Origin of the sequence: Candidatus Minimicrobia vallesae, from assembly GCF_018866205.1 — a bacterium.
Lineage (GTDB): Bacteria > Patescibacteriota > Saccharimonadia > Saccharimonadales > Saccharimonadaceae > Nanosynbacter > Nanosynbacter vallesae.
Map to the genome: position 1 here is coordinate 436414 of NZ_CP076459.1, position 22770 is coordinate 459183.

34 protein-coding genes are annotated in these 22770 nt (G+C 44.9%); 4 read left to right on the forward strand and 30 right to left on the reverse strand.

What is annotated here, in order from left to right:
* Positions 1-75: 75 nt before the first annotated feature.
* The 5 genes from KOY49_RS03010 to KOY49_RS05020 all read right to left on the reverse strand — a co-directional run bounded on the left by KOY49_RS03010 (position 76) and on the right by KOY49_RS05020 (position 1516).
* Complete coding sequence (locus KOY49_RS03010; RefSeq protein ID WP_232735943.1) at positions 76-423, reverse strand: ribonuclease HII; 348 nt, start codon at positions 421-423, stop codon at positions 76-78.
* Positions 407-559, reverse strand: a complete 153-nt coding sequence (locus KOY49_RS03015; RefSeq protein ID WP_232735944.1) for a hypothetical protein — start codon at positions 557-559, stop codon at positions 407-409. The genes KOY49_RS03010 and KOY49_RS03015 overlap by 17 nt, the downstream gene beginning before the upstream one ends.
* 12 nt (positions 560-571) lie before the next feature.
* A complete protein-coding gene (locus KOY49_RS03020) occupies positions 572-922 on the reverse strand; it encodes a hypothetical protein (RefSeq protein WP_232735945.1) in 351 nt (116 codons plus the stop codon).
* Positions 923-990: 68 nt separating this feature from the next.
* Positions 991-1431: a 50S ribosomal protein L19 gene (locus KOY49_RS05015; RefSeq protein ID WP_269802126.1), complete on the reverse strand. Its 441-nt coding sequence runs from the start codon at positions 1429-1431 to the stop codon at positions 991-993.
* Complete coding sequence (locus KOY49_RS05020; RefSeq protein ID WP_269802127.1) at positions 1358-1516, reverse strand: 50S ribosomal protein L19; 159 nt, start codon at positions 1514-1516, stop codon at positions 1358-1360. The genes KOY49_RS05015 and KOY49_RS05020 overlap by 74 nt, the downstream gene beginning before the upstream one ends.
* A 166-nt stretch (positions 1517-1682) precedes the next feature.
* Here KOY49_RS05020 and KOY49_RS03030 point away from each other — a divergent pair, with 166 nt between their 5' ends.
* Positions 1683-2426: an NAD(P)-dependent malic enzyme gene (locus KOY49_RS03030; RefSeq protein WP_332873890.1), complete on the forward strand. Its 744-nt coding sequence runs from the start codon at positions 1683-1685 to the stop codon at positions 2424-2426.
* A 28-nt stretch (positions 2427-2454) separates the two neighbouring features.
* Positions 2455-2817: a malic enzyme-like NAD(P)-binding protein gene (locus tag KOY49_RS05255; protein WP_332873941.1), complete on the forward strand. Its 363-nt coding sequence runs from the start codon at positions 2455-2457 to the stop codon at positions 2815-2817.
* Positions 2818-2819: 2 nt separating this feature from the next.
* On the opposite strand, the gene KOY49_RS03035 is transcribed toward KOY49_RS05255, so the two are convergent.
* The 5 genes from KOY49_RS03035 to KOY49_RS03055 all read right to left on the reverse strand — a co-directional run bounded on the left by KOY49_RS03035 (position 2820) and on the right by KOY49_RS03055 (position 6033).
* Complete coding sequence (locus KOY49_RS03035; RefSeq protein ID WP_232735946.1) at positions 2820-3350, reverse strand: hypothetical protein; 531 nt, start codon at positions 3348-3350, stop codon at positions 2820-2822.
* Entirely contained in the window at positions 3340-4359 is a 1020-nt protein-coding gene (locus KOY49_RS03040) for a hypothetical protein (RefSeq protein ID WP_232735947.1), read from the reverse strand. Before KOY49_RS03040 ends, KOY49_RS03035 begins: the two co-directional genes overlap by 11 nt.
* A gap of 37 nt (positions 4360-4396) precedes the next feature.
* Entirely contained in the window at positions 4397-4675 is a 279-nt protein-coding gene (locus KOY49_RS03045; RefSeq protein ID WP_232735948.1) for a hypothetical protein, read from the reverse strand.
* A gap of 60 nt (positions 4676-4735) precedes the next feature.
* Entirely contained in the window at positions 4736-5593 is an 858-nt protein-coding gene (locus KOY49_RS03050; RefSeq protein WP_232735949.1) for a GspE/PulE family protein, read from the reverse strand.
* A 101-nt stretch (positions 5594-5694) separates the two neighbouring features.
* Complete coding sequence (locus tag KOY49_RS03055) at positions 5695-6033, reverse strand: hypothetical protein (protein ID WP_232735950.1); 339 nt, start codon at positions 6031-6033, stop codon at positions 5695-5697.
* 51 nt (positions 6034-6084) lie between these two features.
* Here KOY49_RS03055 and KOY49_RS03060 point away from each other — a divergent pair, with 51 nt between their 5' ends.
* Complete coding sequence (locus tag KOY49_RS03060; protein ID WP_232735951.1) at positions 6085-6645, forward strand: TrmH family RNA methyltransferase; 561 nt, start codon at positions 6085-6087, stop codon at positions 6643-6645.
* 483 nt (positions 6646-7128) lie between these two features.
* On the opposite strand, the gene KOY49_RS03065 is transcribed toward KOY49_RS03060, so the two are convergent.
* The 15 genes from KOY49_RS03065 to KOY49_RS03130 form a co-directional block, all read right to left on the reverse strand.
* Positions 7129-8040 (reverse strand): OB-fold nucleic acid binding domain-containing protein, encoded by a 912-nt coding sequence (locus KOY49_RS03065; RefSeq protein ID WP_232735952.1) that lies wholly within the window; start codon positions 8038-8040, stop codon positions 7129-7131.
* Positions 8000-8449 (reverse strand): helix-hairpin-helix domain-containing protein, encoded by a 450-nt coding sequence (locus KOY49_RS03070; protein WP_232735953.1) that lies wholly within the window; start codon positions 8447-8449, stop codon positions 8000-8002. The genes KOY49_RS03065 and KOY49_RS03070 overlap by 41 nt, the downstream gene beginning before the upstream one ends.
* A complete protein-coding gene (gene dnaE, locus KOY49_RS03075; protein ID WP_232735954.1) occupies positions 8434-10881 on the reverse strand; it encodes a DNA polymerase III subunit alpha in 2448 nt (815 codons plus the stop codon). Before dnaE ends, KOY49_RS03070 begins: the two co-directional genes overlap by 16 nt.
* 19 nt (positions 10882-10900) lie before the next feature.
* On the reverse strand, positions 10901-11197 hold the full coding sequence (locus KOY49_RS03080; protein WP_232735955.1) for a DUF5665 domain-containing protein: 297 nt from the start codon (positions 11195-11197) through the stop codon (positions 10901-10903).
* A complete protein-coding gene (locus tag KOY49_RS03085) occupies positions 11194-11454 on the reverse strand; it encodes a hypothetical protein (protein WP_232735956.1) in 261 nt (86 codons plus the stop codon). Before KOY49_RS03085 ends, KOY49_RS03080 begins: the two co-directional genes overlap by 4 nt.
* A gap of 15 nt (positions 11455-11469) precedes the next feature.
* A complete protein-coding gene (locus tag KOY49_RS05025) occupies positions 11470-11898 on the reverse strand; it encodes a sugar phosphate nucleotidyltransferase (protein WP_269802128.1) in 429 nt (142 codons plus the stop codon).
* Entirely contained in the window at positions 11873-12364 is a 492-nt protein-coding gene (locus KOY49_RS05030; protein ID WP_269802129.1) for a sugar phosphate nucleotidyltransferase, read from the reverse strand. Before KOY49_RS05030 ends, KOY49_RS05025 begins: the two co-directional genes overlap by 26 nt.
* A 34-nt stretch (positions 12365-12398) precedes the next feature.
* Positions 12399-12734 carry an Asp-tRNA(Asn)/Glu-tRNA(Gln) amidotransferase subunit GatB gene (locus tag KOY49_RS03095; RefSeq protein ID WP_232735957.1) on the reverse strand — a complete coding sequence of 112 codons (336 nt, stop codon included), beginning with the start codon at positions 12732-12734 and terminating at the stop codon, positions 12399-12401.
* Positions 12724-13857, reverse strand: coding sequence for an Asp-tRNA(Asn)/Glu-tRNA(Gln) amidotransferase subunit GatB (gene gatB / locus KOY49_RS03100; protein ID WP_232735958.1), 1134 nt, complete (start codon positions 13855-13857; stop codon positions 12724-12726). Before gatB ends, KOY49_RS03095 begins: the two co-directional genes overlap by 11 nt.
* Positions 13857-14276 carry a hypothetical protein gene (locus KOY49_RS03105; protein WP_129637596.1) on the reverse strand — a complete coding sequence of 140 codons (420 nt, stop codon included), beginning with the start codon at positions 14274-14276 and terminating at the stop codon, positions 13857-13859. Before KOY49_RS03105 ends, gatB begins: the two co-directional genes overlap by 1 nt.
* Entirely contained in the window at positions 14276-15646 is a 1371-nt protein-coding gene (gene gatA / locus KOY49_RS03110; RefSeq protein ID WP_232735959.1) for an Asp-tRNA(Asn)/Glu-tRNA(Gln) amidotransferase subunit GatA, read from the reverse strand. Before gatA ends, KOY49_RS03105 begins: the two co-directional genes overlap by 1 nt.
* Positions 15646-15933: an Asp-tRNA(Asn)/Glu-tRNA(Gln) amidotransferase subunit GatC gene (gatC, locus tag KOY49_RS03115; protein WP_129631181.1), complete on the reverse strand. Its 288-nt coding sequence runs from the start codon at positions 15931-15933 to the stop codon at positions 15646-15648. The genes gatA and gatC overlap by 1 nt, the downstream gene beginning before the upstream one ends.
* Positions 15934-15999: 66 nt before the next feature.
* Positions 16000-16791, reverse strand: coding sequence for a hypothetical protein (locus KOY49_RS03120; protein WP_232735960.1), 792 nt, complete (start codon positions 16789-16791; stop codon positions 16000-16002).
* A gap of 30 nt (positions 16792-16821) precedes the next feature.
* On the reverse strand, positions 16822-18792 hold the full coding sequence (gene uvrB / locus KOY49_RS03125) for an excinuclease ABC subunit UvrB (RefSeq protein ID WP_129637263.1): 1971 nt from the start codon (positions 18790-18792) through the stop codon (positions 16822-16824).
* A 27-nt stretch (positions 18793-18819) separates the two neighbouring features.
* On the reverse strand, positions 18820-18987 hold the full coding sequence (locus tag KOY49_RS03130; protein ID WP_232735961.1) for a hypothetical protein: 168 nt from the start codon (positions 18985-18987) through the stop codon (positions 18820-18822).
* Between the two features lie 573 nt (positions 18988-19560).
* On the opposite strand from KOY49_RS03130, the gene KOY49_RS03135 reads away from it, so the two are divergent.
* Positions 19561-20220, forward strand: coding sequence for an LOG family protein (locus tag KOY49_RS03135; RefSeq protein ID WP_232735962.1), 660 nt, complete (start codon positions 19561-19563; stop codon positions 20218-20220).
* Here KOY49_RS03135 and KOY49_RS03140 read toward each other — a convergent pair whose 3' ends face one another.
* The 5 genes from KOY49_RS03140 to KOY49_RS03155 are packed head-to-tail and all read right to left on the reverse strand — an operon-like array spanning position 20221 to position 22584.
* Positions 20221-20550, reverse strand: a complete 330-nt coding sequence (locus KOY49_RS03140) for a hypothetical protein (protein WP_232735963.1) — start codon at positions 20548-20550, stop codon at positions 20221-20223.
* Complete coding sequence (locus tag KOY49_RS05445) at positions 20483-20785, reverse strand: hypothetical protein (RefSeq protein WP_376787512.1); 303 nt, start codon at positions 20783-20785, stop codon at positions 20483-20485. The genes KOY49_RS03140 and KOY49_RS05445 overlap by 68 nt, the downstream gene beginning before the upstream one ends.
* Positions 20782-20985, reverse strand: coding sequence for a PfkB family carbohydrate kinase (locus tag KOY49_RS05450; RefSeq protein WP_376787513.1), 204 nt, complete (start codon positions 20983-20985; stop codon positions 20782-20784). Before KOY49_RS05450 ends, KOY49_RS05445 begins: the two co-directional genes overlap by 4 nt.
* Positions 20915-21673: a carbohydrate kinase family protein gene (locus KOY49_RS03150; protein WP_232735965.1), complete on the reverse strand. Its 759-nt coding sequence runs from the start codon at positions 21671-21673 to the stop codon at positions 20915-20917. The genes KOY49_RS05450 and KOY49_RS03150 overlap by 71 nt, the downstream gene beginning before the upstream one ends.
* Entirely contained in the window at positions 21673-22584 is a 912-nt protein-coding gene (locus KOY49_RS03155) for a class II fructose-bisphosphate aldolase (protein WP_129634629.1), read from the reverse strand. The genes KOY49_RS03150 and KOY49_RS03155 overlap by 1 nt, the downstream gene beginning before the upstream one ends.
* Positions 22585-22770 lie beyond the last annotated feature (186 nt).

Genomic DNA, 22770 nt, shown 5'->3' on the forward strand with positions numbered 1-22770 from the left:
CTTAGCAATAATCGACGCCGCCGAAACGCTTCGGAATCAGACCATCGGCTTTCGCTATAATTGTTACATACTTTTCTAGCAGCGTACCCGCCAAAAAATTGACCGTCCCATCGATAATAATCTCATCAAACTTCGAACCAGTTTTCTGACATTTCGCTTGAATTTCTTTGACTGCGCGCCGCGTCGCCAGCTTAAAAGCGCCTCGCTCATCCCTATTTCATCCAGCTCCTCAACAGAAACCCAGCCCAAAGACAAAGCCGACGCTTGCTCGCGAATTTCCTCATCCAAGAATTCACGTCGTTTTTTAGTCAATTTTTTACTATCATCAAGCCCTTCAATTTCAGCGCCACCCAAAACCACCGCGCCAATCACCAACGGTCCAGCCCACGCGCCGCGCCCGACTTCATCAATTCCCAGAATCACCCGACAATCTTCCCTTTTTCGTCATAAAATTCGCAATAATCCAGCCAATCCAAACTGTTGCCGCACCTAATGTATTCGCCAAAATATCCCAATTCGTGTCGTCCAATTTTATGCTCGCCAAACCGAACTTCACCATAAATAATCGCCCTCACGCCAACTCATTTAACGCAGCCCAGCGCCAAAACGAAAGCAAACACCCAAAACTTGCGCATTCACCAGCCACATAGCGCCCGCCAATTAATCGACCAAGACCAGTAATACGCCCACAACTAGTCCCATAAACAACCCAACGCCAACAAAATGCGTCGCAAAACCAGTGTCCCGAACAGCCAATTAACGGCGATGGCAAATACCAAGATATGAAAAACAACAAACACGCTACGTAAAGTAGCCAGCGATATTTTTGCTCACTATCAAAGCCGTTTTTCTTCAAAACGTAAGGCGTCGCCACAGCCAAAGTCGTCGGAACAAGGACGGATATATAATGAAATATTGCCATATTGAGATTATAACATGAGAAAACCGCCTCAGATTAAGAGACGGTTTCAACGATTAACCAATAGACAATTACGCGTCTTTATGGCGAGCTGCAACTTCAGCAGCCTTAGCGTCAAGTTCAGCCTGAGCAGCATCTTTTTCAACCTGTTTTGCAGCAGCAGCCTGAGCAGCTTCTTCCTTCAAGCGTTCAGCTTCCGCTTCTGCCTTAGCGTCATGAATGTCATTAACAGCAGCACGATCGAAATTCTTAGCCGTCAAGCGAGCTGACTTACCGCTACGCTGGCGAAGAAAGCTCAAGAACTTGCGGCGAACCTTAGCACGACGAACAATCTCAATCTTCTCAATAAGCGGACTGTGCATCAAAAATGACTTTTCAACGCCAACGCCTGAAGCAATCTTTCGAACCGTAATGCGTGATGTGTGTGATTTTTTATTGTCAGTGCGGATAACAACACCCTCGAACATCTGAATACGCTCTTTTGTTGCCCTCCTTAATTTTCTGATAAACACGAACGGTGTCACCACTGCGAACATCGACAACTTGCTTGCTTTCTTTGTGCTCGTCGTTGACTTTCTGGATTAACGCAAAACTCATAATTTTTCTTCCTATCTTCCGAACTCGCTCCGACTGGCCACGCAGTTGTACCTCTGCGGCTCCACACCAAACAAAGCCCGAATAATTAACTCTCGTACAATTACATAAGATAATAACACAAATCTGAAGAAATATCAATTAAATAAAATTGGAGTATAATATAGTTATGGATTACAATAAATTAGCACTCGAACTACACGAAAAATACAAAGGTAAAATTACGACTAGCCTCAGAGATAAAGAGGAGCTTAATCGCGACAAGCTTAGCGCTTATTACAGCCCTGGCGTCGGCGCAGTCAGTCAAGCAATTGCCGAAAATCCAGCCGATTTACCAAAATACACTTGGACAAACAATTTAGTCGCCGTAATCTCAGACGGCTCAGCAATTTTGGGCTTGGGCAATTTGGGACCAAAAGCCGCCATGCCAGTCATGGAAGGAAAAGCTTTGCTATTTAAGCATTTTGCCGATGTCGACGCCGTGCCAATTGTATTAGACGTTCACGAACCAGAAGAAATCATTGCCACAGTTAAAGCCATCGCGCCAAGTTTCGGCGCCATCAACCTCGAAGATATCGCCGCACCAAAATGTTTTGAAATTGAAGAGCGATTGAAGGCAGAATTAGATATTCCAGTCTTCCACGACGACCAACACGGCACGGCTGTCGTTGTGTTGGCGGGCTTAATTAACGCCGCTAAATTGACAGGACGAAACCTGGCGGATTGCAAATTCGTAGTCATCGGCGCAGGCGCAGCTGGCACAGCAATCATCAAATTGTTAAATCTTTACGGAGCAAAAAACATCGTAGCGGTGGATAGCCGAGGAATTGTCGGAAAATCACGCACAGATTTGAACGCTGAAAAAACCGCGCTATTGGAATACGTCGACGCAACAGCAATCCGGCTCAATTGAAGACGCCATCACCGACGCAGACGTATTCATCGGCGTATCGCGCGCAGGACTTCTCACTCCAGAATTAGTCCAAAAAATGGCGAAAGATCCAATCGTATTCGCACTAGCAAATCCTGTTCCAGAAATTATGCCAGATGTCGCCAAACAAGCCGGCGTCGCAATCATCGGCACAGGTCGTAGCGACTTCCCAAACCAGGTCAACAACTCCCTAGCCTTCCCTGGAATTTTCCGCGGCGCATTAGATCACGGAGTTAAGAAAATCACCGATCAGCACAAATTGGCGGCCGCTGAAGCACTAGCTAACCTGGTCGAAAATCCAACCGTCGATAAAGTCGTCCCAACCGCATTTGATGAAGGTGTTGTTGAAGCTGTTGCGAATGTCATTAGATAAGCCTAAGCACCAGCACCGTACTTAGCTGCATCACGAGAGTCTCCATCCATAAACAGAGCCACTAACGATTCCTGGTTCTGTTTGTCGCAAGCTCCCAAAAATAAAACCAATTCAGTCACTCCAGCTTCCTGAAGAGATTTTTTAGTCTCACTTTCATCGGACATATCTTCAACGCTGACTTTTGACATATAAACCCTCTTGGCGTTATGCGTTTGATCTTTCCAGGCGTAAATTATAAACGGATAAAGCTCTTTTAATTTGTTCTTTAAGCCAATCGGCAACCCGATAGAATTATCTTCTGAAGTTGCCACACATTTTGCGGCCATAATTAATTTATCCTTAATAATAGGCAGAATACGCTGCTTCTTCTCGTCGTTTTCATATCCAGCCATTTTATGTTCAATCTTTTTAGCCTCTTCAGTACGCGCGTCGACTACTGCAACCACAGTGCCATTACTGCCCTGCTCAACATGCAGTACATCCACAATAGAATCTTCTTTAAGCCACGGAAACGTCTCGCTATCAAGTATCACAGCATCTCCCGCCTTCAATCCAACTTCTACCGGCTGAGAGTCCTTCTTCAACTCTCAACTTCGGTTTGTTTGACCTTTTCTTCTTAGTGGCTTTTTTCAAAGATTTACCCGCAATTTCAGGTGCCACTTCATAGCTATTCAATTTCTCCGAAAGCACCTTCAGGGCGTCGTCTAAAGACTCACTCAGATGCTCTTTAGCCATAGATTCAGCAAGGCTACGAACCACTGGACTGTTTTCCTTAATTGTCGCTTCTTTATACTGCTTGGCTAGTTCCTCTTCGCTTGGCAATTTTATGGATTTTATAAACTTAAGAACTCTGTTGGCAAATTTTAAATCACCCTCAGGATTAATACCATTGCATTCCTCATCTTCAACCTCTTCAAGTTTCCGACGCTCAAAGTCTTCCAGTAAACTACTCAACTCCATCTTGCCATCATTACCTGGAATGTATTCAGGTCTAGTAATTGTAAAATCATCAGGTAAACCAAAAGCCTCATCCTTAGTAAGGCTCTTAGTCACAGCCTCCCTTGCCTCTGCGATAAAGTCCATATATTCACGATCTGCAAGTTCAGGACTAATTATTTTATTAGCGTGCTGCCATCGTCTTACGTCGGGAATAGCATACTCTTCAGCTTGGCAAAATTCTGGAATATTCACTTCCGCCAGCTTTTCGGGAAAAACTACACTAAGATTTTCCCTTATAAATTTCTCGTATGCTCCATTAAATATACTTGTTAATGATTCTTTGACTTCCTCTATATCAAAATCTATCTCTATGCAATCTGAAAGCCCGTTATACTCCTCCTCAATTTGCTGAAACAACCCAAGAACCTTCCCATAAGATTCTTGATATTCACCGCGCAACTCCTCACCTTCAACAAGAAACGGTACATGCTTAATAATAAGCTTTACATAATCTATAATTTGACTTATGTAGTTTTTATTCAGATCTTCTGTATGAGATAGTTTATCTTTAACAACATAACCATCCCGTTGTCTTTCGCTCATAAACTAATATCTTATCAGTTTATGGCTATAAAGTCAATTATATTACTCTACTAACTTCTTCTAATGTCGTTTCACCACGAAGAGCCGCTTCAACACGCCAGCCTGAAGTAGCGTCACCATACCATCTTCTTTTGCAGCCCTCTCCAATCGCTTCCGTGTAAACATCCTCAACATCGCCGCGCAAGAATTTCTGAATATTCTCACTCACGACCAGTTGCTCCATTACCGAAATTCGCCCCTTATAACCAAACGGCACGTCGTCCGTCGGCACCGCACGCCGAAAGCTTAAACGTATCCAAATCTGGGCAATCAACATTCTCTAGCAAATCCTTCAAAACCTACTTTCACCCGCACTTACGCAGTCGACTCATCTGGCTCATATTCTTCCTTGCATATCATCCCACAATCTCCTCACCAGTCGCTGTAGAGCAATCACCAGCCGAACCACCGAGCTAAAAATCGGGTTTTGCCCAATCATATCGATCATACGACTAAAAGCCGCCGCAGTCGAATTGGCGTGAAAGCTAGACAATACCAAGTGTCCCGTAATTGACGCCTGAATTGCAGTCTTCGCAGTTTCATTGTCGCGAATCTCACCAACCATCACCACGTCTGGGTCAAGACGCAAAACACTACGCAAACCGTCAGCAAACCTCTGTCCATTTGTCGTATCAATTGGAATCTGAGCAATCCCAGGAATCGTATTTTCTACAGGATCTTCCAGTGTAATAATCTTTCGATCTGGCGTATTAAGAGCATTAAGAATGCTATATAACGTCGTAGATTTTCCCGAACCAGTTGGACCAACCATCAACAACATCCCGCGCGGATGAGAAATAACTTCATCAATTTGCTCGCGCTCTTTCTTTGAAATACTCAATAGATCCAAATTCAACATTGACTCATCGAAATTAAACAATCGAAGCACCAAGTCCAAGCCATACACCGTCATCACGGCTTCCACGCGCAAATTCAGCACATGCGATACGCCATCTCTATGAATTTCCTGCTGCATATGCCCAGATTGAGGCTCTCTGGAAGCGGTAGAAATATTCGCACGCGACGCCAAAGTCGCCATAATCACTCGATATCTATCCCTGCTAAGTTCCGCCACCGTATGCAAAGCTCCGTCAACACGCATACGAATTCGAATCGACTCACGCTGATTCTCAATATGAATATCCGACGCGCCCAACAAATCCGCTTGGTCAATCAAAATAATTAAACACATCATTCGTACCCACAGAAGCCAAAGTCTGAGTAACCTGCGCCAGAGTATCGCTATCACCTTCCATAGCAATTTCAATATTATCGTAAATCACTTTTTTCGGCGGATCAAACCTGAGCATAATTGACCGAAACGCCGAACCAGAAATTAAGAAAGAAGAAAATTCGCTTGCCATTTTCAACATACTGATCTCGCATCCGCTTCATCAACGACTCAGAAGTTTGCGACGTAACACCAAATCGATAAGACTGGTCCTCCTCATTAAAGGCTAACGGGACCAACCTGCCTTTATACATCTCTTCTATCGTCAAAACACCCTTAAGTAAAGGTAAAGTATCTTCAAATTCCCGCCCATCAAGATATTGAAGTCCTAAAATTGACGCTCGACGACGAGTAGCTTCCTCATCTTGCTCACGGCGTCGCGCCTGAATTTTATCTTCGTCCATATGAAAATTATACCAAAAAGCTTACGGTTTGACGAGTGATATAATAGTGATATGAATCCAGAAATTACTCTGTTAGTCCACAATATTCGCTCGACGCATAATGTTGGGGCAATTTTTCGCACAGCCGAAGGATTTGGCATAAAAAAGATTATTCTTAGTGGCTACACGCCGTATCCAGAATTGAGTTTATGTAGCAAGGCGCCTGCTTGTGCGCTTGTCGATGGAGAAATTCGATCTGAAGATCCTCGCCTGCCGCATATTCGCGAAAAAATCACCAGCCAAATTCATAAAACTGCTTTGGGTGCGGAAAGTTTGGTGCCGTTTGAGTTTTACGAGGATATCAATGATTGGATTAAAGAAAATCAGCGAACAGAAAACTTGCCAATTATCGCGCTGGAGCAATCAAAAGATAGTGTGATGTTGCCAGAATTTCAGCCGCCTGAAAAATTTGCGCTGCTACTCGGAGAAGAAGTCCACGGAATCACGTCGGAGCTTTTGGACAACTGCGATTTCACCGTAGAAATCCCGATGTTCGGTCAAAAAGAATCATTCAACGTGTCGGTCGCAACAGGAATTGCGCTGTTCGGACTGATTTTCCCGAGGATAAAATAATCTCAACAACGAATAAATAAATCCCTCAAGTCTACTTATTGACTTTATTAACCATATGTGTTATATTTATATGAGCTTTCTCTGGAATCCCCCAGAGAAAGTAGTCCCACACAACAAAAGGGAAATGGACAATGAATGGACATCTTCTTCATCATCACGATCATAGCGGCCATGTACATCGCGTGGTATGCCCACACATCTCCCTCGAGGAGTTAGTCGAGAAGTGCATGCACTAGCCATCGCGTCGGCACCATGGCTGTTACTGTTCTTCGCCTACTACATGGTAGTTCTGCTCACCGATATTGCCCTGGTCAATATCAGCGGCAGTTTGTATGCTACAGCGACTGCCACACTGTTCGCTACGTGCTCATTGGCACGTACAAACGAACATAGCGGAAAAACTAAAGGGGGACAAGTCCCGCTGATAGTTAGCCCGCCTAGAGCAATCAGCTCCGGCTGAGGCCTCTGTCAGCGGGCTAACTATCACTTTAGAACTACACACTCTTCACCCAGAGTGTTTTTTAATTGGCTTAATAGGTTATCATTAGCATCCACCTTAAACGGCAGGCGCATGGCTGATTTTTCTTTCTCGCCCAGTACCAAAACCACGTCAGTCGTGCCAGCATTCTCGCCGCAAACAGACTTCATTTTCACCAACCGCGAATGGTCATTCGGGTCTTTAATATACACAAATAACTTTGAGGCGGGAATTTCTGGCGCAACATTAACAGGCGCCGAATGAGTTTTTGGCTGCGGTTTGGCGGCGTCATTCTTTACGGCAGACTTCGGAGAAGTTCCATTTTTCTGATTACGATAAGCTTCACGGCGCTCTTTTTTTACAGCAGAGCTAATTTTTGGCGCTTCCATTTTACGGCCAGTCGACTCATAGCCATTGATATCGTTATCCGTAATCGCAATAATATCATCGGCAATTAGCTTACTTTCATTGCCCAAATTTCCGTCACGATCTCGCGCTGAATTTTTACCAGAAACTCGAATCACCGCATCCTGAACCAGCTTAGCACCAACTTTTTCATACAGATTTGGAAAGACGATTATCTCGCCCTCGCCGAACTTGTCCTCAATTCCCACAAACGCCATCTTCGAACCGCTTTTTGTGACAATTGTACGAACCGTGCTAATAATTCCCCCAACCGTCATCATTCGACTGTCGTACTCAGGAACTAATTGCGTCAATGGTTGAGTTTGCTCGCTCAAATACGTTTCATATCTATCAAGCGGATGCGCCGAGATATACAACCCCAACAATTCTCGCTCCCACATCAAGCGCTCTTTATCATCATGTTTCACAGGAGCCTTCTGGAGATGAAGAAACGATTGGACACTCGCCGCATCATCGCCACCCAACATTCCAAACAAATTGGTCTGCCCCACTGGCGGCTTCTTTTTGGAGCTTGGACGCAAATGACGTAATGGAATCCAGATTGAATAGCAAATCAGATCGATCGCCCATATCATCAAACGCACCAGATTTAATAAACGACTCCCAAGCTTTTCGGGCGAACTTACTGGTTGAAACACGCCTAACAAAATCCTCAACCGACGTAAACGGCCCATCTTCGCGCGCCCGCAGAACTTCCTCGACGGGTACCGCAACAACACCAACGCCCTTCACCGCAGACATTCCAAAACGAATTTTATTCTCATTCGGCACCACAGCAAACTCAACGAACGACTCGTTTACATCAAGACTAAGCACACTAATTCCCATGTGCTTACATTCAGTGATTTCAATCGCCAAACGATCAGTGTCATCATGGTCACTAGTCATAAGCGCCGCCATAAACGCGCGTCAGGTGATAATGCGCCTTCAAATAAGCCGTCCAATAAGCAATCAAAACCATAACAAGCGGCGTGCGACTTATTGAAACAATAGTTAGCGAATTCCTCCAGCTGAGTCCAGAAAGTTTCCGCAAGCTCCTTAGTTGCGCCACCAACTTTAACCGCACCCTCGACGAATTCAGGCTTGACCTTTTTCATCAAGTCAATTTTCTTCTTACCAACAGCAATACGCAATGTGTCAGCCTGACCGCCAGTAAATCCACACCATTCCTTAGAAATCTGCATAAACTGCTCCTGATAGACCAAAATTCCGTAAGTATTTTTCAGCGAGTTTTTCATTCCGGAATGCAAATAAGTTATCTCTTCTTCGCCGTGTTTACGCCTAATAAAGCTGTCAATAAACTGCATCGGACCCGGACGATAAAGAGCCACCATAGCAATAATATCTTCAAACGTAGTCGGCTTCAGTCCGCGCAAATATCGCTTCATTCCCGCCGATTCCAACTGGAATACGCCAGTCGTGTCGCCGCGCTGAAACAGCTCATAGGTCTTTTTATCATCAAGCGGCAACTCCGAAAGATTAATTTCTTTCTTGTAAGCTTTTCGGATAATCCTCATGGCGTTATTGATAATCGTAAGGTTCGAAAGCCCCAAAAAGTCCATCTTCAATAGACCCAACTCTTCAACCTCGCCCATCGGGAACTGAGTTGCCACCACGCCCTTTTGCGCCATTTCAAGCGGAATATAATTGACCAACGTATCTGGCGCAATCACCACACCACAAGCATGAACGCCGTGGCTACGAATCGTCCCTTCCAACTGAATTGCATAGTCCAAAACTTCCTTGGCAGTCGGATTATTTTCATATTCATTCCGAAGATCCGCATCTTCTTTAATACTCACAGATAACGGAATATGTCGCCCCTGGTTTGGCGGCGGAACTAACTTCGCCAAGCGGTCGCTCTCAGCGTACGGAACTTCCAAAACCCTGGCAACATCACGCACTGCCATACGACCAAACATCTTGCCGAACGTTGCGATATTACTGACGTGATCCTCGCCATATTTTTTCGCACAATATTCAATCACTTCATCGCGACGCGTATCCTGAATATCAACGTCGATGTCGGGCATAGAAATACGATCAGGATTAAGGAATCGCTCAAACAGCAAACCATATTTTAGAGGATCAAGATCTGTAATGTTCAATGCATACGCAATAATCGAGCCAGCCGCACTACCACGCCCAGGACCAAAAACAATTCCTTGAGATTTTCCCCAGTTGATAAAATCCTGGACGATCAAGAAATAACCTTCATAGCCCATATTTCCCATCACGCCAAGCTCCATCTCAGCGCGCTCACGAACCTCATCAGACAGCTTCGGAATAATCTCGTCAGGATCCAACTTTTCAGCCTCCTCCTTCGAAGCTCCATTGTAACGCTGCAACAAACCTTGATATGTCAATCTAAGCAGATACGAATGTTCATTCTCGCCGTCTGGCAATGGATATTTTGGAATAAGAATTCGCCCAAGCTCAATCTCAACGTCACAGCGATCAGCTATTTTTTTCGTGTTGCGAATAACTTCAGGAAATTCCTCGCCCCAGTGATCGATAATATCGCGCGGATCTGTCAAGTGAAGCTCAAAATCCTTCAAGCTCATTCGCTTTTCATCACTAAGATACGAACCAGTCCCGACACAAAGCAAAATTTCGTGCGCGTCTTGATATTCGTGCGTCAAATAGTGACCATCACAAGTCACCACCATTTCAATACCAAGCTCTTTTGAAAGCTTAATCAAGCCCTCGTTGATCTTCGCCTGCACATCCCAGTGCGTATTCGACTTCGGATGTCCGTGGTCCTGCAGCTCCAAATAATAACGATCGCCAAAAATTGACTTATACCATTTGGCAATATCACGAGCGCGATCATAATCGTCCTCTTTCAACGCCACGCCAATTTCACCACTTGCACAACCACTCAGGACAATCAATCCCTCATTCAATTCCTCCAGCAAATCATGGTCAATTCGCGGCTTATAATACATTCCCTCCAAATTGGCGCGCGTCGACAACTTCATCAGATTGTGAAAACCTGTATTGTTCATCGCAAGCACAGTCAAGTGAAAACGCTGCTTATCTTTACCTGGATCGCGATCAAATCGCGAACGAGTCGCCACGTAAGTTTCAATTCCGATAATCGGCTTAATGCCAGCTTTTTTGGCGGTCTTATAATAGTCCAAAATACCACTCATCGTGCCGTGATCAGTTACGGCAGCAGCCTCCATTCCGAGCTCCTTAACCTTATCGACCAAGTCATGAATCTTAGTCAATCCGTCCAGCACCGAGTGAAAAGTGTGATTATGAAGATGCACGAAATCCGACGGCTTCAAAGCCGCCGACGATGATTGTTCGCTTGTCCCCTCAGTCATTAATAACAATTATAGCACGCTATTGACGACGTTGCATTGTCTCAATTAAGTGGTTGATAAAATCAGCCAACGGCGGGAAAATGTCGGCAAATTGCCCCAAAATCCAAATCAATATCGCAATCAATAACGTCGCGCCCAAAGCACTTCCCAGGCCAAAGAAAATTCCGCGAACAAAATTCACCCAGTAAACTTGGTGGCGAGATTTATGAAAATCAAAGAACAAATCCTCCAAAATCGCCTGACGGGCACCATTTTCGTTATCACGAACGACTTTTTTTGCTAGCTTATTTGACTGTTCTTTGGCTGACTTTTTCACTCTTTTTTTACCTTCTTCTTTGAGAAAAATTTCGAGAAAAATCCGCTCTTTGAAGCGAAGCTTTTGGCTAGCTCCACGCCAATTGAAACCGTACTTACAATTCCATTTAAGTTAGCAATTCGCTGACTTATCGCCTCCACGTTCTGCTGAGTTTGGCGAATTTGACGCGTTAATTTGATGATAGAAATTGTCATAGCGATCATCATGATGACAAAAATCACCATCAAAATCACTAATATAATAAGCAATCCGTTCATGCTATTTATTATACATTATTTTAGACGATCCGTCAGATGAGCACGTAATTTATCACCAAAGTTAGGATCACGCAATCCAAAGTCGATCACCGTTTTTAGATATTCCAATTTGTCGCCAGTGTCATAATAAGTGCCGTTCGTAATCTCCACGCCGTAGAAATCAAATCCGTCGTCAATCATTTGTTGCATAATTGGCTGAATTGTAAACTCGCCGTTGCCGTCAAATTCTTCCTTGGCTTTGTCTAGATAGCCAAAAATCTCGCCCGGAAGTAAATAGCTACTGACGCTCGCCAAATCAGAAGGCGCGTTCTCCTTGCCCGGCTTTTCAACGATATTCGTCATTTTTATAACGCCGTCTTTCACTCCTTGACCATTGATGACTCCATAACGATCAAACTCCGCATCATCGGTGATTTTCTTACACGACAGAACCGCTCCGTCCAAGGCTTTCTGACGCCTCAATCATCTGCTTGAAACGACTTGGACTAGCCGCAATAAAGTCATCCGCAAATGTGTAAATCACAGGCTCGTCATGATGAATCAAATGCGAAGCACAAGCCAAAGGCGTTGCGTTGCCGTACGGACCTTTCTGGCGAATATAAATAAAGTTCGCCATCTCAGCCAAATTCTGCACCGCGTCAATGAACGGCTGTTTTTTAGGACCGCCAGCGCGCAAATTAGCCAAAAGTTCTTCATTCGGCTCGTCAAAATGGTCCTCGATTGCTCGCTTATTCGCGCTACCGATAATAATGATATCTTTAATGCCAGCTTCGACCAATTCCTCGACGACGTATTGAATAATCGGCTTATCAATCAGCGGCAACATCTCCTTTGGCATGGCTTTAGTTTGCGGCAAAAATCGCGTACCAAAACCGGCAGCGGCGATGATAGCTTTAGTTGGTTTTCTCATATTTCAGCTCCTATTCCCTATTATTTCAGCAATTCTAAAGTCTTTCGCGAATCAGTTTTTGAGCAAGGCTTGGGTTGGCTTGACCCTTAGACTTCTTCATGACTTGTCCAACCAAATAGCCAATAGCCTTATCTTTTCCAGCCTTGATATCTGCAATTGAAGCCGCCGAAGCTGGATCATTCAGAACTTCGTCAACGATTGCAGCAATCGCCGATTCATCAGAAACCTGCAACAAATTCTTCTCTTCGGCAAGCTTACGCGGATTTTTCGCGCCAGCCAGAAGCTCATTGAATAACTCCTTCGCATTCGTGCTGGAAACTTCAGACTTCTCTGTCATTTCAGCCAATTCTATCAAATCGTCAACTGCCACGCGCGGCGTATAGCATTGTCTGCGTACTGTCGTCATTGGTGTCATTATCGGAAGCTGTCAATGCGCTCGCAAACCAATGCGCGACTCGCTTAGCGGAAGCCTCGCCCGACTTTTCCTGAACTTCCAATGTAATCTGGGCGTAATCCTGATTAGACAAAAGCGAATTGATAACAGATTTGTCCAAGTTTAGCGCGCTCCATTTTTCCCTATATTCACCCGGAAGCATCGGCACTTTGGACTGAATTCCAGCAATCACCTCATCAGTCAACACAACTGGCGGAATATCTGGGTCTGGCATATAACGATAATCCTGCGCGTCCTCCTTTGACCTCTGAGAAATAGTTATCTGCTTGTCATCATTCCAGCCTCTGGTTTCCTGAACAACTTCTTCGCCACGCTCCAAGATATCGACTTGGCGCTTGAACTCGTACTCAGCGGCCCTTTCAACACTGCGGAAGGAATTGAGATTCTTAATTTCTGCGCGCTTTCCAAGCTCTGTCGCACCCTTCTTTGCCACCGAAATATTAACGTCAAATCGCATATTTCCGTGATACAAATTGCCATAAGTCACGCCCGCGTAAACCATCAATTTATGAAGTTCCGAAACGTAAGCTTTGGCTTCCTCGGCCGAATGCATATCTGGCTCAGAAACAATCTCAATCAGCGGCGTGCCAGCGCGGTTAAGGTCGACCAACGAATAGCCGTCGTGATGCGTCAATTTACCAGCATCTTCCTCCATGTGAGCATGGTCAATTCGCACGCGTTTCAAAGAACCATCTTCCAGCGGCGCATCGACATATCCAGCCAAAATAATCGGATTATACATCTGTGAAGTCTGATAGCCCTTTGGTAAATCTGGATAAAAATAATGCTTTCGATCAAATCGGCTAACGTGCGCAATCGGCGAATTCAAAGCTTTTCCAGCGCGAACCGCCAACTCAACAGCGTGCTTGTTCAAAACTGGCAACATCCCCGGCAAACCAAAGTCAATCTGATGCGTCTTAGTATTCGGCTCAGCGTCACGAGCGTCATTATCGGCCGGGCTAAATAGCTTGGTTTTCGTCGCCAGCTGAACGTGGCATTCGATACCAATTGTCATTTCATAATCGTCATATACACTCATTATAATGCTCCCAAATCTTTTAATGCCTGTTCAAAACTCGCCATAGCTCGACGAAAACTCTGCGCAGTTACAGTTACGTTGGTTTCGTGGGCAATTTGATTACGCAATTTATGCGCCGCCCAAAGCCCATTTTCATCGCTCCAATATCCCTTGCGAGATTTCATACGTTCGCCCATCGTCTCGCCAGCCACGCCGCAGTCGCGCATAGCTTTGTCCAGCAACTTGTCCGCCTTCATTATCGCCATCTGCATACTTTCCGATTTTCTGGTTTCGACATTGCGCAAAATTTGCCGCCAAACCCTCTGATACATTTCCTTGTCAATTTGACCGCGACCACGAGAAGTCAATTGAATGAAAATCATCAGCAAGGCGCCGATAATCAACGCCGCAACAACTATCGCGACTATCAATCCGTCCATCAAATCTTCTCCACTTCCGAAACTAGCTTCAGCAAGTTCTTGTCCGACTTGTAATCGCCAATAAGCTGCACGCCAATTGGCAATCCTTCATCGCTATTTCCAGCTGGCGCGGCAACCGCAGGAAGTCCAGCCAAACTTGCCGGCACAGTCATAATGTCCGCCAAATACATTTTTATCGGATCGCTAGCATTCTCCCCAATCTTAAACGCAGGAGTCGGCGCAACCGGCATCAATAGCGCGTCATATTCGGTAAATAACTTCTTAAATTCGTCAATCAACAACGTCCTGGCTTTTTGGGCCTGCATATAGTAAGCGTCAAAGAATCCACTTGACAATACAAAACTTCCTATCATAATTCGTCGCTTATTTTCAGTCATGAAACCTTCATTTCGACTGCGACCGTAAAGTTCCGCCAAAGTTTTTACTTCCGCCGCTCGATGACCATATCGCACGCCGTCATATCGCGCCAAATTCGAGGACAATTCCGCCGGCACAATTATGTAATACATCGCCAGAGAATGTTGCATCATACTCAAATCTACTTCTTCAATTTCGTAGCCAAGCTGCTTCAATTTCTCCGCATAATCAAGCGTTTTTTGGCGAACTTCCGCGTCCACGTCATCAGTCATACACTGCTTGACTAGACCTATTTTTTTCTTTGCAAATTCTGGCTGATTATTCCAAAAATCAGGCAAAGTCGTCATATCTTTATCATCGCGACCAGCCATAATTTCCATCACCAAATCAGTATCTTCAGCATTCGTAGCAAAACAACCAATCGTGTCCGTACTTGATGCCATCGCCACTACGCCATAACGACTAACCGCTCCGTAAGTCGGCTTAATTCCAACCACTCCGTTAAAGCTGGCTGGCTGACGAATCGAACCACCAGTATCTGTACCAAGCGCAAACGGAACCACGTCGAGCGCCGTAACTACCGCCGATCCACCAGATGATCCACCAGCAACTCGCGTTTCATCTGCAGCGTTCTTAGTTGGGCCAAATGCCGAGTTTTCCGTCGAACCGCCGTGCGCAAAAGCATCCAAATTCGCCTTACCGATGCAAATCGCACCTTCCGCTTCCAATTTCTCAACAGCCGTCGCCTGTAGTGGCGCATTAAAGTTTTCTAGCATTTTTGAAGCGGCAGTTGTTGGCGCACCAAACGCCAAAAAATTGTCCTTCACAACAAATGGCACGCCCGCCAATCGTCCAGAAATCTCGCCAGCATCAACTTTTTCTGCTCGCTCCAGCGCACGCTCTTCCGTCAAGCTAAGCAGCGCATTATATTCCTCAATTTCACGCGCTCGTCGCAATGCTTCTTTTACGTTCTCGACCGCGCTCTTGCCAATAAAATCACTAATCTTACTCATTACAATACCTGCGGAACTTTCACTTGATTATTCTGTTTTTCTGGCGCCAAATCGAGCAATTTCTCAACAGGAATCCCCGCCTGAACTTCATCTTCGCGCCAAACATTGCTCAGTCCCGTAACTTGATAAGTCGGCTCAACACCCGACACATCAAGCTCGCCCAACTGCTCAATATAGCCAATTATATTTTCCAAATCTTGGCGCAGTCCATCGGTTTCGTCATCAGTCAATGCCAGACTACTCAAACTCGCCAAGTGCTGAATATCGCTGGTAGAAATAGTTATCATACCAATATTATACCACTAAAAAAAGCCGCCCATCAAAGTGAGCGACTTTTATTTTTCCAAGTTTTATTACATTGAGTAATCTTGGTAGTTTTTAAGCGGACTGTAGTCTGATGGAATAGTCTTTACTGAGCTGCCCGTATCGTGCGCCTTAACGGCGATTGTGATAGCGCCAGTCAATAGTACGACAGAAGAAGCCACAATCAGCATCAAAGACAAAGCCTTTGACATATTGCGTCCCTTGACAATTTGGCAAATGAAGTAAGCGCTAGTAGCAACAATTGCAAGAGCTAATGCGTATGGCAAGAATTCACCCAAGTACAAGCTCTTATAGAATTCGCCGCCGTCACCAACGCCGATAAATAGCAATGAGTTAATAAAAATACTCACCAATCGAGCAACCAAGTCAACAGCTGGAATAATCAAAACAGCCAAACCGCCGTAAGTTACCAATTTGTAAGCTGTTCGCTTTGTGTAGCCTTCACGCTCCGGAACAGCTTTTGATACGCGAGAGAATAGAACTAGTGACAATACAGCCAAAAGCACAGCAAACACTGACGCTGCAATAATTCCCGTTCCCTGAGTTACCATCGATGGCGCGAAAAATCCGCCAACACTTCTTAATAACATTGATGTTGAATTCGTCCACAGACCAAACACCTTAGTTATGATGTCAATCAGCAACATGATTGAAACAATTGCCGAACCCATTGCTAAAGCGTATTCCAAAGTTAGCATCTTTGCCTTGCCCTTATTTGGGTCTTCATATGCGTATTGTGGATATGCTTGGTAAGCATTTGGTTGCATCGGCATTTCTGGTTGCGCGACGTTTGTTGGCTGTGGTTGTTCTTTTGTTGCCATAATCCCTCCTAATCTAATAATATTTTTATTCTACATCGTATGACGAATTTCTGCAATTAAATCACGCAGTTCTGCCGCTTTTTCAAATTCCAAATTAGCGCTATGCAGTTCCATTTGCGCCGTCAGATCTTTAATCAAAGCCGGATATTCGTCTTTTGGAATTTTCTTCAGGTTGAGCTTTGGCTTTTTATCAGATTCTTTTTGCGGAATAATCGAGCGCAAACCATCGTCAATTTTCTTCTGAATAGTTTGCGGCGTAATATTATGCTCTTCGTTATATTTCTGCTGGATCGCTCGACGTCGATTCGTTTCATCAATTGCTCGACGCATACTGTCCGTAACATTGTCACCATACATAATAACTCGCCCATCAACGTGCCGCGCCGCCCGTCCAATCGTCTGAATCAGCGCCTGCTCACTACGCAAGAAACCTTCTTTGTCGGCGTCCATAATTGCCACCAAACTGACCTCCGGAAGGTCCAGACCTTCACGCAATAGATTAATTCCAACCAGCACATCATACGTTCCAAGTCGCAAATCTTTCAGAATATCGCCACGCTCCAGCGTATCAATTTCGCTATGCAAATACGCCGTCCTCACGCCGTTTTCCGTCAAATAAGCGCTCAAGTCCTCCGCCATTCGCTTGGTTAGTGTCGTCACCAACACGCGATGACCTTTCGCAATCGTCTGGCGAATTTCCTCCATCAAATCATCGACCTGCCCGTCGGTCGGTCGAACTTCAATCGGCGGATCAAGCAGCCCAGTCGGTCGAATAAGCTGCTCAGCTGGCTTTGGCGAATGAGAAAGTTCATAATCTCCCGGCGTAGCGGAAACATAAATTGCCTGATGAATATGCTGATTGAACTCGTCAAATCGAAGCGGGCGATTGTCCAATGCGCTCGGAAGGCGAAAACCATGCTCAACCAAAACTTCCTTACGGGCACGATCACCGTTGTACATTCCCCGAACTTGCGGCAATGTCATGTGCGATTCGTCAACCAAAAGCAGCCAATCGTCCGGAAAATAATCAATCAAAGTCGCAGGCTGCTCGCCAGGTTCTCGGTCGGTCAAATAGCGCGAATAATTCTCAATTCCCTTCACAAAACCAGTTTCCTTCAACATCTCCAAATCATATTTGGTACGCTGACTTAGCCTTTGCGCCTCTAAAAACTTGCCATTATCCTCAAACCATTTCAGCCGTTGATTAAACTCATTCTCAATTCCAACAATCGCTTTTTCAATTCGCTCACGCGGCGTCGAATAGTGGCTGGACGGGAAAATTGTCAATTGGTCTGGACGATCCAAAATCTCGCCAGTCAAAGGGTCGATCTTCGTCAGCCGCTCAATTTCATCGCCAAAGAATTCCACGCGAACCGCAGTATCTTGACCTGCCGGAAAAATATCCACAACATCGCCGCGCACCCGAAAAGTTCCGCGCGCAAAATCAATGTCATTGCGTTTATACTGAATGTCGGTTAGTAGGCGGATAAACTTGTCCTGAACTCGGCGCTCACCAACGGTCAATTTAATAGCCATATCGGCGTAAGTTTCTGGCGAACCAATGCCGTAAATACAGCTCACACTCGCCACGATAATTACATCGCGGCGCGTAAGCAGCGCAGAAGTTGCAGCGTGCCTAAGCCGATCAATTTCGTCGTTAATTTTCGAATCTTTCTCAATATAAGTGTCGCTTGAAGCGATGTACGCCTCTGGCTGGTAGTAATCAAAATAGCTAACAAAATAATGGACTTCATTGTCCGGAAAAAATTCCTTAAACTCAGAAAAAAGTTGCGCCGCCAAAGTCTTATTGTGAGCCAAAACCAGCGTCGGCACATTGCGCTTAGCGATAATATTCGCCATCGTAAACGTCTTCCCTGAACCAGTCACGCCCAGCAAAGTTTGCTCGCGCTGACCTTTTTCCAAACCATCGACCAACTGAGCAATTGCTCGCGGCTGGTCGCCCGTGGGCTGATATGAAGAAGAGAGGCGAAATTTATTCACCTCTCTATTTTACTATATTTATGAAAACTAGTCTTGGCTATAAGTTTGAGACGAGCCAGAAACTTCACATTTGCCGTCAACCAAGCGACTCGGAACCGACGCAGACTTCAAGTCTGAGCATGGCATACCACCTTGCTGTGTGCCCGCAACAATTGCAATTTCACCAAGCGCCGTTCTTTGGTCCGATAATAGCATAAGCGTTCGTCAAGCCACATACTGCCGCATATTTTCCGTATGCACGGTCAATGATTGGCTCATACACAGAACCTTCACGCTCTGGAATTGGCCGACCTAACTTCAGACTTCAAAAACTTCTTCAAAGAGCTATCAATATCCAATTTATCAACATCACTTGCTGAAGTTAAACGAATGCCCGTACCGTCGCCTTTGGTTCGGAAATCTTTATACTCTTTCTTTGCCTCATTTGACGGCTCCTCGCCTTCACCGCGAGTTTTTTCCAGTGAATCAGATGAATCCTTCTTTGTCTGGCTACTTACTTACCGAAGCGCTAGAATCCTTATCCTTATACATAGCGCCAGCAATTATCCAAGTAACCATAGCAACAATAATTATACCCATAACAACCACCGCCGCGATCAGCCATTTATTAGCCGTTCATTTGGTTCTCCATAAAACCTCCATTTAGATTGTGCTTTGATTGTACTATGATGGATTATTTGCCGTCAACGTATTGTAACCATAGGCATTTTATGATATAGTAATAAAGTTAAAATCATAAAATAAAAAGGATAATGATGACACCGAAAAATGTTTGTATTCCGCGCGAATTACAGCTTCCAGGCTGCGATGTTCAGATTAGGAAAAGTTGATGACGAAATTCATGCTGGCTATGAAATTCTCCAAAAATATCATAAAACCGTAACTTTTTTTGGATCAGCCAGGATAACTGAAGATAACGAATATTACCAAAAAGCCAAAGACTTAGCATTTCAACTAGCCAAAGAAGGCTACACAATCATCACCGGCGGCAGCGGCGGAATTATGGAAGCAGCAAACCGCGGCGCCATAGAAGCTGGCGGAAAATCAATCCGGATTCAACATTCGCTTGCCACACGAACAATCATTAAACAACTACACGACAAATTCGTTCGCATTCACTCACTTCGCACCACGAAAAATCGTTATGACACTTCTGTGGCTGACGCGTACGTTTGTTTCCCTGGCGGATTCGGTACAATGGACGAAATTTGTGAGATTACCACATTGACACAAACTAAGAAAATGACGCCAGTACCAATTATCCTGTTTGATAAAAAATTCTGGGGCAAATGGGATGATTTTGTGCGCGAAAACATGCTACCAAACAAGCTAATATCTGACGGCGATGAAAAAACCTACACAATCACCGAAGATATTCCAGAGGTAGTTAATTTAATTAAAAATCAGCGAACTTGTTGCGACCGATAGTTATTTCTTAGGTTTCGGCTCAATCCAACAAATTCCACCCTGGCAAACCACTCGCTCTACGGCTGGATTGTACGTACGCGGGTGGTTTTTATATCGGCGCGTAATCTCAAATCCCAGACCTCGCTTGCCATACGTTGTTTGCTGCTTCCCAAGAGGCAACTGGCAATGATAATTATTTATAATGTCAATCGAATTAAACGAAATAACCTGACCATCAACATCCAAAAGCACCCACTCAGAAGCCTTAAACGGCGCCCACTTATCAACCTTCGGCGCGATAACCATCAAAGATTGATAAATTTCTTCTGCCGTAGCATTTGACGGATCCAAACCTAGAGATGCAAATAATCGAGTGCGCCCTAGCCAATATTTCCGCAATCAATCGCACATCGCTATCATCCCTAGTCATCTGCCTGAGCTCGGTTAATGCTCGACGCTTTTTCACGTCACCGCCCAACAATTTTCCCAAATTTTGCGCCATTATAATTCCCTTTTCTTTGAATTGGCATAGCATGAAGCAACGTGCCAGCATATAAAATTCCAGCCTTTGCTCCAATTTTCTCATAACTCACCGAACCAGCACCCGCACTGCCCATAATCACAGAGGTTTTTCAAATTGCCACTTCGCGCCCATTCACTCAAAAATCCCGACGCAAACGCATCTCCAGCGCCAGTTCTGTCAATTGACGGCCTGTCATCGTACATCAGCGCTCGCACAATAGTTTTTCCGTCGCTTGCAATTGAGCCATTTACGCCATCCGTCACCAAAACGACCGAAACCAATCTCAAACCTTCTCCTAACCAAAGCCTCCAAATCCTCGCCAAACACACCAATTGCTGCATTTCTTCTTTGGTTAAAAGTTAAAACATCGACATCAGACAATAATCCCAGCAATTTATCCTTTTGCGCCAATTCTTTCTTTCCGGGATTAAAGCAAATTTTCATATCGCGACGCTTGGCTTGCTGGAATAATTTATGAAGCATCGGCATATTTCCCGCCAAAGTTGAAACGTATAGCCAATCCGCGTCCTCTTCAGACAAATCAAAATCCGCCTCATGATAATGCGTTGAAGCACCGCGGTATGTTAAAATTGTCCGCTCGCCATTTGAAGCCAATAGTAACACCGAATATCCCGTACTGTATTTTGGCGAATATCGCACCAAATGCGTGTCAATATTTTCCTTATCCAAATCCGCAATTACCGCTTGCCCTGCTGGATCATGACCAATCGCGCCCATAAAACTAGCATAATGCCCTTGCCTGGAAAACGTTACCGCGGCGTTTGTAGCGCCACCGCCAGTCGAAAAATGAATCTGGTTTACGTCGGCTTTCGCCCCCAAATCTAGTCGCGCAAAACAATGTTCTGGACTCTCACAAACTGGCGTCAGTGCGTCTGATTGACTTAAAAATACGTCTTGAATCGCCGCACCAACGGTGATGATTTTTGCCATTAAACCACCGCCTTTCGCACGGAATTAAACGCCTTAATCTTTGACTCCACCACTTCCTGTACGGCGGCATAAACTGGCGGCATTAATTTAACAATAGCGTACTCATTTGGATTTTCTCGCAAAGTTTTCTCCAGAGTTGTTCGGAAAGCGTAGCGCATATCAGAATTGATATTGATTTTAGAAACGCCAATTTTCGCAGCATCCTCAAAATAATGTAGCGGCGTGCCAGACCCACCGTGCAACGAAATCTGGCAATGAATCGCCTCACGAATGTCAGCCAACAAATCCAAATCCAACACTTTCGGAACTGGATATTTGCCATGCAAATTGCCAATCGCCGCCGCAAAAGTATCAATTCCAGTCGCCTCAACAAACGCACGCGCACCCTCTGGCGTAGAGAAAGTCTTTTTTATTTCCTCGTAATTTATATCTTCCGTATGAACATTTGAACTTCCGCCAAAATAATGCGGCTCAGATTCCACTAGCGCACCAGTAAACTTGGCATATTCAACAACTTCACGAGTCTTCGCAATAATTTCCTCGTCAGAAGCGTCGTGATTTGCCTGAGAAATATCAATATGAATAAACTCATATCCAGCGTCAATCGCTCGCTTACAGCCCTCAACCGTCGGACCGTGGTCCAAATTCAAATACATTTCAATTCCGTACTCAGCCTTATAATTATCCACCAAATCGCGAACGTTCTCTAGACCCATAGCCTTCACTTCGGCATCAGAAACCTCAACCAACACTGGCGATTGAAGCTTTTGCGCCGCCCGCGCCACCGCAATCAGCGTCTCTTGATTGTCAATATTAAACGCCCCAACCGCAAAACGCTGCGCCCGTGTCCGCTGCATTAAATGACGCGCCCGCGTCGTGTTTTTCCGAATCTCTGAAATCGATAATCCCATACTGCCCCCCTAAAATACTTATGGTAATTATATCAATTACCGCCCGCTATGCCAAGAGAATTGACATTTTACGTAATTAGTGATAATATAAAATGGCTTTTGCTCAAGGCTTGTCTAAGGGCAAAAGAGCCCTTTGGCCTTGAGCATTTTCTTCTCAGAAAGGAAGAAAAAAAATGAGTCCCGTCG

Excerpts from the sequence above, each read along its gene's own strand:
- KOY49_RS03015 (WP_232735944.1), bottom strand. The coding sequence starts at position 559 with ATGGTGAAGTTCGGTTTGGCGAGCATAAAATTGGACGACACGAATTGG.
- KOY49_RS03020 (WP_232735945.1), bottom strand. The coding sequence starts at position 922 with ATGGCAATATTTCATTATATATCCGTCCTTGTTCCGACGACTTTGGCT.
- KOY49_RS05020 (WP_269802127.1), bottom strand. The coding sequence starts at position 1,516 with ATGAGTTTTGCGTTAATCCAGAAAGTCAACGACGAGCACAAAGAAAGC.
- KOY49_RS03030 (WP_332873890.1), top strand. The coding sequence starts at position 1,683 with ATGGATTACAATAAATTAGCACTCGAACTACACGAAAAATACAAAGGT.
- KOY49_RS03040 (WP_232735947.1), bottom strand. The coding sequence starts at position 4,359 with ATGAGCGAAAGACAACGGGATGGTTATGTTGTTAAAGATAAACTATCT.
- KOY49_RS03045 (WP_232735948.1), bottom strand. The coding sequence starts at position 4,675 with ATGTTGATTGCCCAGATTTGGATACGTTTAAGCTTTCGGCGTGCGGTG.
- KOY49_RS03050 (WP_232735949.1), bottom strand. The coding sequence starts at position 5,593 with ATGATGTGTTTAATTATTTTGATTGACCAAGCGGATTTGTTGGGCGCG.
- KOY49_RS03055 (WP_232735950.1), bottom strand. The coding sequence starts at position 6,033 with ATGGACGAAGATAAAATTCAGGCGCGACGCCGTGAGCAAGATGAGGAA.
- KOY49_RS03060 (WP_232735951.1), top strand. The coding sequence starts at position 6,085 with ATGAATCCAGAAATTACTCTGTTAGTCCACAATATTCGCTCGACGCAT.
- KOY49_RS03070 (WP_232735953.1), bottom strand. The coding sequence starts at position 8,449 with ATGGCGGCGCTTATGACTAGTGACCATGATGACACTGATCGTTTGGCG.
- dnaE (WP_232735954.1), bottom strand. The coding sequence starts at position 10,881 with ATGACTGAGGGGACAAGCGAACAATCATCGTCGGCGGCTTTGAAGCCG.
- KOY49_RS03085 (WP_232735956.1), bottom strand. The coding sequence starts at position 11,454 with ATGAACGGATTGCTTATTATATTAGTGATTTTGATGGTGATTTTTGTC.
- KOY49_RS05030 (WP_269802129.1), bottom strand. The coding sequence starts at position 12,364 with ATGAGAAAACCAACTAAAGCTATCATCGCCGCTGCCGGTTTTGGTACG.
- gatB (WP_232735958.1), bottom strand. The coding sequence starts at position 13,857 with ATGAGTGTATATGACGATTATGAAATGACAATTGGTATCGAATGCCAC.
- KOY49_RS03105 (WP_129637596.1), bottom strand. The coding sequence starts at position 14,276 with ATGGACGGATTGATAGTCGCGATAGTTGTTGCGGCGTTGATTATCGGC.
- gatA (WP_232735959.1), bottom strand. The coding sequence starts at position 15,646 with ATGAGTAAGATTAGTGATTTTATTGGCAAGAGCGCGGTCGAGAACGTA.
- gatC (WP_129631181.1), bottom strand. The coding sequence starts at position 15,933 with ATGATAACTATTTCTACCAGCGATATTCAGCACTTGGCGAGTTTGAGT.
- KOY49_RS03120 (WP_232735960.1), bottom strand. The coding sequence starts at position 16,791 with ATGGCAACAAAAGAACAACCACAGCCAACAAACGTCGCGCAACCAGAA.
- KOY49_RS03130 (WP_232735961.1), bottom strand. The coding sequence starts at position 18,987 with ATGCTATTATCGGACCAAAGAACGGCGCTTGGTGAAATTGCAATTGTT.
- KOY49_RS03135 (WP_232735962.1), top strand. The coding sequence starts at position 19,561 with ATGTTTGTATTCCGCGCGAATTACAGCTTCCAGGCTGCGATGTTCAGA.
- KOY49_RS05445 (WP_376787512.1), bottom strand. The coding sequence starts at position 20,785 with ATGAGAAAATTGGAGCAAAGGCTGGAATTTTATATGCTGGCACGTTGC.
- KOY49_RS03150 (WP_232735965.1), bottom strand. The coding sequence starts at position 21,673 with ATGGCAAAAATCATCACCGTTGGTGCGGCGATTCAAGACGTATTTTTA.
- KOY49_RS03155 (WP_129634629.1), bottom strand. The coding sequence starts at position 22,584 with ATGGGATTATCGATTTCAGAGATTCGGAAAAACACGACGCGGGCGCGT.